This window comes from Limosilactobacillus mucosae DSM 13345 (genome assembly GCF_001436025.1).
GTDB lineage: Bacteria > Bacillota > Bacilli > Lactobacillales > Lactobacillaceae > Limosilactobacillus > Limosilactobacillus mucosae.
Genome location: NZ_AZEQ01000006.1, coordinates 71,362 through 84,074, shown reverse-complemented (window position 1 = coordinate 84,074; position 12,713 = coordinate 71,362). Strand labels below are relative to the sequence as shown.

14 protein-coding genes, 1 tRNA gene, 1 pseudogene and 1 other annotated feature are annotated in these 12,713 nt (G+C 46.8%); of the genes and pseudogenes, 6 read left to right on the top strand and 10 right to left on the bottom strand.

All coding sequences use genetic code 11. The features are described 5' to 3' along the window. The first annotated feature begins 266 nt into the window (after window positions 1–266). Together FC47_RS04035 and cysK are read left to right on the top strand one after the other, a co-directional pair. The gene (locus FC47_RS04035) at window positions 267–1,088 is read left to right on the top strand and encodes a homoserine O-acetyltransferase/O-succinyltransferase family protein (RefSeq protein WP_056968025.1); all 822 of its coding nucleotides are present in this window, start codon (window positions 267–269) and stop codon (window positions 1,086–1,088) included. Between the two features lie 13 nt (window positions 1,089–1,101). Next, entirely contained in the window at window positions 1,102–2,028 is a 927-nt protein-coding gene (gene cysK / locus FC47_RS04030; RefSeq protein ID WP_056968023.1) for a cysteine synthase A, read from the top strand. Between the two features lie 287 nt (window positions 2,029–2,315). On the opposite strand, the gene citX is transcribed toward cysK, so the two are convergent. From citX to FC47_RS04005, 5 genes are all read right to left on the bottom strand, one after another. Then, the gene (citX, locus tag FC47_RS04025; protein WP_056968022.1) at window positions 2,316–2,855 is read right to left on the bottom strand and encodes a citrate lyase holo-[acyl-carrier protein] synthase; all 540 of its coding nucleotides are present in this window, start codon (window positions 2,853–2,855) and stop codon (window positions 2,316–2,318) included. An 88-nt stretch (window positions 2,856–2,943) separates the two neighbouring features. Beyond that, the gene (gene rpmA, locus FC47_RS04020; protein ID WP_006499566.1) at window positions 2,944–3,225 is read right to left on the bottom strand and encodes a 50S ribosomal protein L27; all 282 of its coding nucleotides are present in this window, start codon (window positions 3,223–3,225) and stop codon (window positions 2,944–2,946) included. A gap of 29 nt (window positions 3,226–3,254) precedes the next feature. Continuing rightward, the gene (locus FC47_RS04015) at window positions 3,255–3,575 is read right to left on the bottom strand and encodes a ribosomal-processing cysteine protease Prp (protein WP_056968020.1); all 321 of its coding nucleotides are present in this window, start codon (window positions 3,573–3,575) and stop codon (window positions 3,255–3,257) included. Between the two features lie 12 nt (window positions 3,576–3,587). After that, window positions 3,588–3,896, bottom strand: a complete 309-nt coding sequence (rplU, locus tag FC47_RS04010; RefSeq protein WP_056968018.1) for a 50S ribosomal protein L21 — start codon at window positions 3,894–3,896, stop codon at window positions 3,588–3,590. A gap of 16 nt (window positions 3,897–3,912) precedes the next feature. Then, window positions 3,913–3,983, bottom strand: a sequence feature (ribosomal protein L21 leader region). A gap of 111 nt (window positions 3,984–4,094) precedes the next feature. Beyond that, entirely contained in the window at window positions 4,095–4,730 is a 636-nt protein-coding gene (locus tag FC47_RS04005; RefSeq protein WP_033935193.1) for a TetR/AcrR family transcriptional regulator, read from the bottom strand. Between the two features lie 200 nt (window positions 4,731–4,930). Here FC47_RS04005 and FC47_RS04000 point away from each other — a divergent pair. Continuing rightward, window positions 4,931–5,004, top strand: a tRNA-Arg gene (locus tag FC47_RS04000). A 216-nt stretch (window positions 5,005–5,220) separates the two neighbouring features. Here FC47_RS04000 and FC47_RS03995 read toward each other — a convergent pair. Both FC47_RS03995 and FC47_RS10405 read right to left on the bottom strand, forming a co-directional pair. Then, on the bottom strand, window positions 5,221–5,574 hold the full coding sequence (locus tag FC47_RS03995; RefSeq protein WP_056968017.1) for a hypothetical protein: 354 nt from the start codon (window positions 5,572–5,574) through the stop codon (window positions 5,221–5,223). 182 nt (window positions 5,575–5,756) lie between these two features. Beyond that, a pseudogene (locus FC47_RS10405) lies at window positions 5,757–6,338 on the bottom strand (ISL3-like element ISL3 family transposase); the annotation flags it as partial. 173 nt (window positions 6,339–6,511) lie between these two features. Here FC47_RS10405 and FC47_RS03985 point away from each other — a divergent pair. Continuing rightward, the gene (locus tag FC47_RS03985) at window positions 6,512–9,031 is read left to right on the top strand and encodes an excinuclease ABC subunit UvrA (RefSeq protein ID WP_056968015.1); all 2,520 of its coding nucleotides are present in this window, start codon (window positions 6,512–6,514) and stop codon (window positions 9,029–9,031) included. After that, on the top strand, window positions 9,028–9,327 hold the full coding sequence (locus FC47_RS03980; protein ID WP_056968013.1) for a tyrosine-type recombinase/integrase: 300 nt from the start codon (window positions 9,028–9,030) through the stop codon (window positions 9,325–9,327). The genes FC47_RS03985 and FC47_RS03980 overlap by 4 nt, the downstream gene beginning before the upstream one ends. A 489-nt stretch (window positions 9,328–9,816) precedes the next feature. Here the strand turns inward: FC47_RS03980 and FC47_RS03975 are convergent, their stop codons facing one another. The 3 genes from FC47_RS03975 to FC47_RS03965 are packed head-to-tail and all read right to left on the bottom strand — an operon-like array spanning window position 9,817 to window position 12,296. Then, complete coding sequence (locus FC47_RS03975; RefSeq protein ID WP_056968011.1) at window positions 9,817–10,368, bottom strand: dUTP diphosphatase; 552 nt, start codon at window positions 10,366–10,368, stop codon at window positions 9,817–9,819. A gap of 1 nt (window position 10,369) precedes the next feature. After that, entirely contained in the window at window positions 10,370–11,422 is a 1,053-nt protein-coding gene (locus FC47_RS03970; RefSeq protein ID WP_056968009.1) for a hypothetical protein, read from the bottom strand. Beyond that, window positions 11,412–12,296 (bottom strand): hypothetical protein, encoded by an 885-nt coding sequence (locus FC47_RS03965; RefSeq protein WP_056968007.1) that lies wholly within the window; start codon window positions 12,294–12,296, stop codon window positions 11,412–11,414. Before FC47_RS03965 ends, FC47_RS03970 begins: the two co-directional genes overlap by 11 nt. A 199-nt stretch (window positions 12,297–12,495) precedes the next feature. On the opposite strand from FC47_RS03965, the gene FC47_RS11015 reads away from it, so the two are divergent. After that, window positions 12,496–12,627, top strand: coding sequence for a hypothetical protein (locus FC47_RS11015; RefSeq protein WP_006499968.1), 132 nt, complete (start codon window positions 12,496–12,498; stop codon window positions 12,625–12,627). Window positions 12,628–12,713 lie beyond the last annotated feature (86 nt).

Sequence of the window (12,713 nt, the reverse complement as noted above, 5' to 3'; positions counted from 1 at the left end):
GATAAATAACCAGAAAGGAGAGGTGCATCATGATTAAGTCTAATTTTGCTATGAACATGACTTGTTGCTGCCTTTTTCTTTCTGCGGAAAAGGCTTGTTTTGCATTCGTATAAACAGCCCGATCGACAACCCAGTCGATTGCAAAGCCCCGCAGACTAGCAATAGTTTGTGGGGCTTTTTGTATCCATCGCACTTTAAATTATGACAAACTCACCGGTGAAAGTCTGATTGTTTAACTATCGCAATCGTTAGGAAAGGAGCACCTGATGACTAATCCGCGTCTTAAAATCGGTATCTTAAACTTGATGCATGACAAGGCTGCCACTCAGCAGCGTTTTTCATCAATCTTTAAGGCCCTCGATCCCACGGTTGAGCTTACTTTTTTCTATCCCGTTGACCACTACCGCAATCGGCCGGTCCCTGAACTGGTTCAACAAATCTCTGAACCGCTGGACCTTAACAAAGTAAGTCAGCTGCAAGGATTCATCATTACGGGTGCCCCGATTGAGCAGATTCCATTTGCACAGGTCGAATATCATGATGAGGTCACGCGCCTGATTGATACGCTGGTCGACCTAAACATCCCGCAACTCTACATCTGCTGGGGTGCCATGGCTGCCGCCAACTATCTGTATGGCATTGAAAAACGGCAATTGACCAAAAAATACTTCGGCGTCTTTGACAATGAGGTTTTGGTTGAAACCCCCGTTTTAAATGGCCTGACCATTCCCTTCCCGGCACCGCATGCACGCTATGCCGAGCTGGACCATGACCAGATTCGCCAAACGCCTGGACTGACGATCAACGCCGTGTCTAGTGATGACTACCTGCTTTCGCTAACCGGCAGCGACAATCAAGACTTTTTGTTTGCCCACCTTGAATACGATCGTCTGGCACTATTAGCCGAATACCAACGGGAAACAGCTGCCCATCCTGATCGTCACTACGCATTGCCTAAGAATTATTTTAAAGACATTAATACGCTGACTGATCCCCAATTCAAGTGGGAAAAGGTCCAGCAGCTGTATTTTAAGAACTGGCTGCAAAAAACAGCTGAATATTCACAAAACGCACTAACCATTGCCTAAAGGAGAAAAAATTATGTCAAAAATCTACACTTCAATCGACCAGCTGATCGGCAACACGCCTCTTTTAAAGCTTAACCGTATTGTTCCCGAAGATGCCGCCGACGTCTACGTAAAGCTGGAATTCTTCAATCCTGCTGGCTCCATCAAAGACCGGATCGCGCTGGCAATGATTGAAAAGGCTGAACAAGAAGGCCAGCTTAAGCCTGGCGACACTATTATCGAACCAACCTCAGGCAACACTGGGATTGGGCTGGCCAGCGTAGCAGCTGCCAAGGGCTACCACCTGATTATCGTAATGCCAGAAACGATGAGCGTTGAACGACGCAAGCTGATGCAGGGCTACGGGGCTGAATTGATCCTGACACCTGGTGCCGAAGGGATGAAAGGCTCAATTGCCAAGGCCCAAGAACTGGTTGACGCTAAAGGCTACTTTATGCCAATGCAGTTTGAAAACCCAGCTAACCCAGCCATTCACGAAGCTACGACCGGCCAAGAAATCATCGATGCTTTCGGCAAGGATAATCTGCCAGATGCCTTCGTTGCCGGTGTTGGTACTGGCGGTACTTTGAGTGGGATTGGTCATGCCTTGAAGCAAGCTGATCCAAGCATCAAAGTCTATGCACTTGAACCAGCTGAATCTCCAGTGCTCAAGGAAGGCAAAGCCGGTAAGCATAAGATTCAAGGTATCAGTGCCGGCTTTATTCCAAAGACGCTGGACCAAGAAGTTTATGATGGTATTATCGAAGTTGCCAGCGACGATGCTATCAAGACCGCTCAAGAAGTCGGTCATCTGGAAGGATTTTTGCCGGGTATCTCAGCCGGGGCCAACATCTATGGTGCGATTGAACTGGCTAAGAAGCTCGGCAAGGGTAAGAAAGTCGTAACCGTTGCTCCTGATGGCGGTGACCGCTACTTGTCAACTGAGCTGTTTGACTACTAAAATCTAATCAATCAAAAGAGGCTGGGAATTAACCCAACCTCTTTATTGTTTTCTGGATAATAATGCCTCAGCGCAGTAGCTGGCTGGCAGTTCAAATGCTGATAAATCAGCATTTGACCGACCTAGCCATCCTTGCGGAGGTTCGAAGACAAACTCCGAAAATCGGTCGCAAGCTGATTTTCGGAGTTTTTTCTCAATCTCTTTATTTTGCAGTTGTTGCTAAACGCCTCAAATAACAATCATTTAGTATCCATTTAGCAGCTTCCTTATTCGATTTTTCCCAACGTTCAACTGTTTTCAATCAGCTCAGCCACCCGATCCTGCAGTTCCGCAACCGTATGACGCCGCGAACGCGCACATTCCTTGGCTGGTCGCCCACAGATCAAGCACGTCCGTTTAGGCAGCCCCAGCTCGGTCCGTGACATTGAAACCGTCTGTCCAGCTTGACGACTCAAAACGTCCAGATCAAACAGTCGATTTGAGGCATCAGCTTCTTCAAATGCGGTCGTCAGCTGCTTAACCTGCTCAGCGGGACCATCAACCAGATAGAAGCGTTCCGGTCCAGTTGATTCATCAAGCCATTGCCCAACCATTTTAAAATCATACTGAGCCTGCAGCTGCTTTTCAAAAATCGTCAGCTTGGTCACAAAGAAGTTCTTGATCATCTCGTTATTCTTGATTGGTCCGGGAATATTAAGCTTAGCGGCAATCACGGTCTGGTCAGGATGTGATTTTGTCAATTGATTCTGCAAGGCCACCCGACGATCCCGATTGGCCAAGACTTCGGGAATCTGCTGCGGCGTGCCTTTGGCAAACAAATTGTTCATGTTTTCTTCCCCCTTTAGCAAAACGCCAAAAGAAAAGTCCAGTTCGATGACATGTAAGCACACATCAGTCGGACTGGACTTTAATTTATTATTCGGCAACTGGGTAAACCGAAACTTTGCGGTTGCTGCGACCCATGCGTTCGAACTTAACAACGCCGTCGATCTTAGCAAACAAAGTGTCGTCACCACCGCGACCCACGTTTTCACCTGGGTGAATGTGAGTACCACGTTGACGGTAGATGATAGAACCGGCCGTTACGACAGAACCGTCAGCAGCCTTGGTTCCCAGACGACGACCAGCAGAGTTACGACCGTTGGCAGTCGAACCGCCCCCTTTGTGGTGGGAGAAGAATTGAAGATCCATAATCATAGTTTTCACCTCCAGCTTAGAATTTGTTTTTAAGACATTTTAATGTCAATATTTTCTGCATACTGTTCTTGAATATCAAGCATCGCTTCCAAGAACGTCTGCATTAAAATCTGGGAATCGTGTCCCGGATCAATTGAGCTGACCTTAAGCAAACCGCCGTTAGCATGGTCTGCCGTAATCGTGGCAGGCTGCCTGACGACTCTTTCCAATCCATTGACCGTAGCGATTGCCAAAGCAGAAACCGCAGCACAGACAATGTCTTGACCATAATCGCCATGATCGGCATGCCCAGTCATCTCAAACGAAGCTATTCCATGATCCTGATTGGTATGAAAAACCGCGCGAATCATTGAATCACCCCATTAAGCGTTGATCGTGTCAATCGTAACCTTAGTGTATGGTTGACGGTGACCCTTCTTGGTGTGGGTGTGCTTCTTTGGCTTGTACTTAAAGGTAACAACCTTCTTTTCCTTGCCTTGCTTGTCAACAGTACCTTCAACAGAAGCACCATCAACAAATGGCGTGCCGACCTTAACGTCGTCGCCGCCTACGAAGATAACCTTGTCAAAAGTTACCTTGTCGCCTTCTTTTGCGTCCAGCTTTTCAACGTAGATAGCTTGACCTGCTTCTACCTTGTATTGCTTGCCGCCAGTAACGATAATTGCGTACATCAGTTTGTGCACCTCCTTAATTTCTAAGACTCGCCGGCCGAGCAGCCGAAGCTTTTAAAACTCGGTTGCGTGCGGTTGTAGTTGTTGGTTCACAAATACAACGCTAATATCATATCAAAACATTTTGATCACGTCAATAAAAATCAGACCAATGCAGAATAAAAAATCACCGTGGCAAAAAGGCCCGGTGATGCTTGGCTAGATTTCCAATGCAGATTTTACCTTACCATCAAAAAACGAGGTTAAAAGCATTCCCTCACCGCTGAACTGCTGCAGCATCTTCATCATGCTTTGCGTCATATAGCGTGGCGTATAGATCATGCCATCCTGCAGCCAGCTTTTGATTACGCCCAGCACGGCGGATGCCAAAAATGAAACCTGCATTTTGACTGGAACATCGAAATCGTCAAATTCACTATCCAACTGTTTGGCATATTTCGTTAATTCCTGGCAAAGGCGATCGTAGAGCTGTGCATAGAAGAAATCATTGCGTTCATTATTCAATAAGACATCAAAGACTTCTGCACTGTTTTCGATGCATTGAAAGGCTTCATTTAAAGACAGCACCTGAACTGAGTTGCCAGACGTTGAGATCTGGCGCTCAACCATAATTTGTGCAAACAGATCATCCAGAATCTCATTCATTGCTGATTTGATAAAGTCGCGTTTGTCCTTATAATGTAGATAAAATGTACCTCGAGTAATATTTGCCGTTTCAGTAATCTTTTGGACGCTGATGTTTTCAAGTTTCTCATGCTTCATCAGATATACAAGTGCCTTGCGGAGACTACTGCGGGTCTTGACTACACGGGGATCAACCTTGCTGCCCGTCATTGACACTACGCCTCCAATCTAAAAAACGCTCTTTAGGTTAAAACATGTAGCTGGTCTACAAACTTGTTCTAACGTTAGATTAAAACGATGTAAGCGCTTTGTCAATAAATTAGACTTCCATTAACATATAATGTTTTGCAATGGTCTAACCAACTGTATTATTGACATTTTCGTGGAATATAATATACTTAATTAGGTCTGGGGCAATAGCTCAACTGGATAGAGCATTGGTCTTCTAAACCAAAGGTTGTGGGTTCGATTCCCACTTGCCCCATATAAGAAAATCGCACAGTTCCATATGTGCTGAAAACCTTGTTATATCAGCTTTTTAGATTAACGTCTCAATAATCTGTTACCGTACGTTTATATTCTTTTGTTACCTTTTTGTTACCTTTTTTATCAAAATATCAGCATGGTTGTTCGGTATTGGTTGTACGCCTTGTTTTATTTAAAAACGTCACTAATCATTAATTTGATTAGCGGCGCTTTTTTAGTCCCAATAACCGTTATCATACTGGTATTTATAAATATTATAGCCATGAATCACATCATCAAGCGGTACAATCCCTTCCCCAGTGTCAGGATCAAGCGTAATTGTGATTCCTTCAAACACTCGCAACGGATCAATATTGTCAGCTTTAAACCCCATTAAGCGATTGCATTCATCAACTGTAAAGCCATTGCCAATCCATTTTGAATGAACACTCAAAACTGCTTCACGAATATCGCCAATTTGATTAAGGTAAACTTTTTTCCCTGCTGCGGCTTCAATCTTATCAGCTGGCACATCAAAAGCACGAGCGATTTCAGCAGCTGTGAAGTAATCGCGACATTTACGTGGCATATTCCTACCTCCATAAGATTAAACACGGCTTAGATCGGTCTTGAGACGTTCTGAAACCATCAATCCAAGCCCATTGATCATCTCAAAGCCGCTCATAGCGTACAAAAGGAGCCATTCGTGGTTGAATGACTCCTCTATAAGGTTTTTATTTAACGCTTGACGTACAGCAAAGCTGATTCCCAGAAACAAGCAATAATAGTGTTTTTGAAGCGATTCTCTAAAATGGCGACGATGGTATGTTTTTCGCCATCTTGACAGATAAAGTGCAGCTTTCGTCCCACACCTCTAAATTCATCAAACGCTAAGTGTTTTGGCAAAGAATAGCAATGAAGGAGTAAATCGAGCGCTGCAGTGGTCTAAGCATCTTTGCACAGTAGTCAGCGATACTGGTCATAGAATGATCTTTAGTGAGTCCGACAATGATCTTACGTTTAACGGCGTTAGAGATGTGGCAATACTTGTCAACGATTTGGGTAGACGGATAACTGTATAGCTCACAGTTCTTACAAAAAATACCGTGCTTCTTGACTTTGATAATGACTGGATTGCTTTCGTCAGCTGAAATATAAGGGATATGAACGATCTTGAAGCCGTTATATATAGTCATCAGCGGATTTACAATTAGGACATGTGTCGAGCTCGGCAATGGCTGTACACATGATTACTTTTCTCCCCTTGTAAGTCGTTTGAGAGCAATCTACAAAATTTAGGCAAGTGTCTTTAACATTAAGAAAGTTTTCAATATAATTAGCAGTAGGGTTCATAGAAACCAGCTCTCTATACTTAGAAGAATTGTGGTAGAGGATTTTAAGTTACGAATAGCGAGGCCTATGGACCTCTTTTTTATTTTAAACAAAAAAATCTTACCGACGGATGTATTACTTGACATCCATCAGTAAGAAATATTATAGAGCCAAGATTTTGAAAAGGAGCAATTATGGAACAAAGACCAGCCTGCATTGAGGTTCGCGGCGGCCGCGTGCACAACTTGAAAAATATCGACGTCGATCTGCCTTTAAATAAAATCGTCGGAATCGCCGGAGTGTCCGGCTCTGGCAAGTCCAGTCTGGCCCTGGGCATTCTCTATGCTGAAGGGTCAAGACGGTATCTGGAGTCCTTGTCGACTTATACCAGGCGCCGAATGACCCAGGCCGAAAAGCCGCAGGTTGACCAGGTCTTATACGTGCCCGCCGCCCTGGCTTTGCGCCAGCGCCCCGGGGTGCCCGGGATTCGGAGCACCTTTGGGACTGGGACGGAGCTGCTAAACAGCCTCCGGCTCATGTTTTCCCGGCTGGCCAGCCACCGGTGTCCCAATGGCCACTACCTGAAGCCAACGCTGAATGTCGCGGCCGGTTTGCCCCTCAATTGCCCGGAGTGCGGGGCGGAATTCTACGCCCCATCCGCCGAGCAACTGGCCTTTAACAGTCAAGGGGAATGTCCGACCTGTGACGGGACTGGCGTCGTGCGGACGGTGGATGAAGCTTCTTTGATTCCAGATGAGAATCTGACCATTGATGAGGGGGCAGTCGCTCCATGGCAGACCTTGATGTGGTCGTTGATGAAGGACGTCGCCCGGGAAATGGGCGTGCGCACCGATGTTCCTTATAAGGAGCTGACGGCTAAAGAGAAGGAGATCGTTCTCCATGGTCCCGCGGTCAAGAAGCATATCCTCTATCTTGACAAGAAAGGCCAGTCGACTGAACTGGACTTTACCTACTATTCAGCCGTTCACACCGTTGAAAATGCCTTGGCCAAGGTCAAGAACGAAAAGGGGATGAAGCGGGTCGCCCGCTTCCTTAAAGAAGGCACCTGCCCAGACTGCCGTGGCACGCGCCTGAGCGAAGCTGCCCGGGCGCCGCGCTTGGCCGGCCTGTCTTTGGCTGATGCTTGCCAGCTGACTTTAGGAGAGTGCAAGAAGTGGGTGGACGGCGTGCCAGACTCCTTGCCTGCTGAAATGCGGCCCATGGCCAAGAGCATCGTTGCTTCTTTTGACCTGGTGGCCAGACGCTTGCTGGACTTAGGCCTGTCCTACCTGACTTTGGACCGCTCCGCGGCGACCTTGTCCAATGGCGAGCGGCAAAGAATGCAATTGGCGCGGGCAGTGCGCAACCGGACGACTGGGGTTTTGTACGTGCTGGATGAGCCGTCGATTGGCCTGCATCCCGCCAACCTCGAGGGGCTGAAAGGCGTCATGCGTGACCTGGTCGCCGATGGCAATTCCGTGATCCTGGTTGACCATGACACCCAGGTGCTGCGTGAAGCGGACTGGCTGATCGAAATGGGCCCAGGCGCCGGGGAAGCGGGCGGTCAGATTCTGACGCAAGGACCAGTGGCCCAAATCGCGCGAAATCCCCAGTCAAAGATCGGCCCCTTCCTGACTGGGCAGGAAGTGATCAATAAGCGGTCCCAGATTACCAGGAAGGACCTGTTTAAAGAAGGCACGATCCACCTGGAAAGCCGGCAGATCCACACGGTCAAGCCCCTGAGCATTGATTTTCCCAAGGGCCGGCTGTCGGTTGTGACCGGGGTGTCCGGGTCAGGGAAGACGACCATGATTCTGGAAACTTTATTGCCAGGCCTGCAGAGCCAGATCAAGGGAGAAAAACTGCCCCAGGCCGTCAAGGCGCTCAAAGCCGATGGGATCAACCAGGTTAAGCTGATTGACGCCACGCCAATTGGAATCAACGTCCGCTCAACCGTGGCCACTTATGCCGGAATCCATGACGAATTGCGCAAGACCTTTGCCAGAACTCCAGCGGCCAAGCGCCTGGGCTATAAAGCCGGGGACTTCTCCTACAACACGGGCCGTCTGCGCTGCCCAACCTGTGATGGGACGGGCGCGATCGTCCTGGACGTGCAGTTCTTGCCTGACGTGGAGATTGCCTGCCCGGACTGCGGCGGGTCACGCTACCGAAAAGAAGCAGACTTTGTCAGCCGTACTTCCAAAGTCAAGAAAGGGCAGCCTGAAGCTAAGGCCTACACGCTTCCCGAGCTAATGGACATGTCCGTTGACCAGGCACTCCGGGCAACCCGCGATCTGCCGCTGGTTCAAAAGCGCCTTCAGGTCCTTCATGACCTGGGCTTGGGCTACTTGACCCTGGGTGAGGCGACGCCAGCTTTGTCAGGCGGTGAGGCCCAGCGGTTGAAATTGGCCAGTGAGCTGGGCAAGGAGCAGGCTGATTCGGTCTTTATCTTCGATGAGCCAACGATTGGCCTGCATCCCCTGGACGTTTCGTCTTTGCTCGATGTCTTTCAGCGCTTGATCAGCCAAGGAGCGACAGTCTTGGTGATTGAACATGACCAAGACATGATTGCCAATGCCGACTATGTCGTTGACATGGGGCCAGGTGGGGGCCAGGAAGGCGGCCAGGTGGTTTGTGCCGGAACGCCGGAAGAGATCATGGCTTGCCCAGCCAGCCTGACGGGCAAATATCTGAAGTTTAACCGAAATAAATGAGCAAACACAAAAAACCATTGCTATTCACTAATATCAATGGTGGACTGTTAACGCCAAGTAAACCTGGCAAATGGATGCATCAATTAGAAAAGGATCATAATCTACCGTACGTCACGCCCCACGGTCTCCGACATACTTATGGAACACTGCTTTTGGAAGCTGGAACACCTATTACTGATGTTTCCAAGTTATTAGGCCACAGCAATGTCGCTACAACGATGCAAGTTTATATTGACTTACACCCGGTAACCAGTCATCAGGCTGCCAATACCCTAGCTGCATTAGCTAATGACTAATTTTGTTGCCTTTATGTTACCCTTACAATTATCTTAAACGGTATTGGTTATATATCTCATTTAAAGAAAACATCGCTAATCATTAATTAATTTGATTAGCGATGTTTTTTGTCTCATAAACGTTCATCTAAAAAATCTCTTTTTAGTCTATTTAGCAAAAAAAGTTTAAGATTTTATTAAGATATAGTTTTATGTTACAAAACTATTGCATTTTTTAATAAAAGTAACAATAATGAAATATATAGACAATGCTTTTGATGGGATCACAAAATGTTGCCACTCTTTATCATTTCGTTGATTCTTTCTTTATCTGTAGTTGGTCAAATCTTTTGGCAATAAAATCCCCGCCGCTAAGTCCCATAGCTTAACGGCAAGAAGCATCGCCTTTCCTTATCAACAAAAACGGCATCCGTCTCCATGGCGGATGTCGTTTTTTAGTCATAAAAAAAGCCCTCCCAGAGCACTTGGCGACTAGCAGGGCTAATATATTTAATAGTTGTCTTCTTGGCGCTGAATATTGATTTTCAGCTTTTCTTCATAGGCATCCATGATCTCGTCTTCAGTAAAGCCAAAATCAACCAGTCCCATCTTCAAAAACAGGTGCCAGGCATGACGAAAATCTTCTTGACGGTGATTGAAATAACTGCCATACAAGAAGTTTTTGATGGCCAGATATTCCTTGTTCCAGTCTGGGACTTTTTCAGCAGGCTTGCCATTTTTAATGCGCGCAAGCATCTGCTCATCCAAAACAATCAGATGCGTCCATTGCTTTTTGGCACTGAAGAGTAAAAAGAAGTTCAGCGCGTCCACGTATTCTTCCAGAACGGTCTGATGATGCGTCCGGCCAGGCAATTTTTTGCCAAGGTGCTCTTTCCAGACTTTAAACCATTCTGCAGCGTTGGCAATCTCGGCCAGCTCAACGTCCAATGCAGTAAAGACGTTTTGCACGCGGGCTTCGGCACCAAGTTGAATATCATGATCCTCATCCAACTGCCAATCAAATTCAATTGACTCATGCAGCAACTTAGTAATATCTAACAAACTAATCTTCCTTTTCTACTTCTGTTTGATTTTCCAAATTTTCAGCCGTCTGTTCTGCTGATTGAGTTGGTTGATCCGGCGTCGTCATGGTCAGCGTCTCACCAACATAATCCTGATCGGCATTGTTGGCAAAGATCATCGCATCCGTTCTAACGGCTAAGAACTCACGGTTGTCCAAGTACCATTCCCGTACCAGCGGATAATGCAATAAGACGTCAAAGAACGAGACGCGCTCTTCTTTGTCCAGAACCCGGAAGCTCCATTCCTGAGCATAGTCGTCTGGATCAAACGCCAGCTGCAGTCGTACGTTTTGATCCAGTCGCAGCTCGGCGCCATTGTTTTGTGGCAGGTTCAGCAGCATGTAGTCGGTATCCGTGGTTTTGACAAACAGCCGGTCGATAATCGTCAATGGCAGATCTGGTTTTTGCAGGCGGAAACGGGCACCGTTGCCAGTTTCCAAAATTCCCAGATCAATGACGAAATTAAGCTGCTTTTCCAACAGCAAGGCAAACTTAATCATTGGCGAAACAACGGCCTGCAGATCCAGATCACTGAACTTTTGGGTCTGGCGAACGATGAAAAAGTCAACCAGCGCCCGGTTGCTGAACTTGAGAATCTGATGCTTGAGGTTCAGATAAAACAGCGGCTCGTGATGATGCTGCTCGGCAAAGAAGGCCCCACCGTTATGCGGATCGATTTCAAACGTAAAGCGCTCTTGATCCTCCATTGGCGAAATCTTAGCCAATAACTGGTGGTGAATCTCATTTTCTTCAATTTCCAGACTGTTTTCGCCATTCAATTCCAGCATGCGTGCCATTAGCAGTAGATAGTAGTCAGCCAGTTGATAGTGCTGGGGAAACTTCACGAAGGCATTAGCCAGGCTGAGTCCTTCCAGCTTTTCAGTAGCATCAAGCAGTTCAGCCGGATCCTTGGTTTCAGTCAGCTGATTGAGTAAAGCAACGTAGCGCTGACCAACTTCCAAACCTTGGGCAATCGAGTCGCTGAGCGAATGAACGCGATCGGCTGCCGTTGAGATCATTTGATTACTGCTCATCTGCGCTCACCCCCGCTTTTTTGCCGCCTAGGCTGTTAAGATAGCTGGCATACAGATTTCGGTTGGCCAATTCGAAGTCCTCAAACGTGCCAAACGTATCAATGATGCTCTTTTGCTCGTAGCTTAGAATCGTATTTTCTTTTGAAAGATCCAGTACGACACGTTCATTTTCTTTGATCGTGTCCGCAGCCGTACGGGATTCTTGTTCCTCATCTTCCAGCTTGCTGATCTGTTCAACGATTACCTGACGTGCTTCACGATTCTTGTTGGACTCAAACAGACCGCTGCGTGAGCTGGCATCTTTGAGCTGCTCTTGTAAGGCTGCCCGCTTTTGTTCACGTTCCAGACGACTGTCAATCAGTTTTTGCAGACGATCGTTTTCACTCGAGATCTGTTCAATGCGATCACTATTGTAGCGCTTGTTTTGCTTGCTTAGTTCAAAGGCGCGCGCCAGTTTTTGGTATTCTTCTTGATCAAAGGCAAAGCGGATATTTAAGACGTCCAGTTCACCAAAGCGCCGCCGATCCCACCAGTTCCCAAAGTAGATGCGGTAGTGACCGGTTTTGTATTCTTCATAGTAAAAGAATGGGTATGCCTTGCCCAAATATTGAATCAGGTTGGCACTCAAAAAGTTGCTCAACTGGTCAGCCAGATCATCGACCAGGTTCATAACCCCCTGCTCGTTTGGCTGCTGTTCGCGATGCTCAATTTCCGCAGCATAGCGCTGATTGTCCAGCAATTGATATACCTTGCAGTCATCATGATGTTCGACCGCGGTTTCCAATTCTTGTAGATACTTGATCTTGGCCGCAATCTGCTTGTTGATTGCTTGGCTGATATCAAGCGCACCATTTGTCTGTTCAACACTTGCCATAGCTTTGACTCCTTAATTTAATACTGCTTTAATCTTAGCGGATTTTTGACAACTTTTAAAGCGATTAATCCAGGTAGTTGTAAAATCTTTACCATTTGCGATAACGGTTGCAAATTCTTAAAGAATGACTATAATAGAATTGTTCGAGTATTACACACATGTGGACTACTTGAATGTCAAGAAAAGAGGCGAAACTATTATGGCACGTAAGTTGAGTAAGCAAGAACGAAAAGAAATGGCCCGCAAGGCTATGGAAAAGCGTGGCAACAAAAAGCCTAGTGGTTCAGGCTTCGCTAAGCTGGATGCAGATGCCAAAAAGCTCAGTGAATAGTTTTTGTCACGATTCTGATTTAAAAAACGCAGCGTCACTTGCAACGCTGCGTTTTTTTCATCGCTAAAATAAAAAGACCTGCAGCT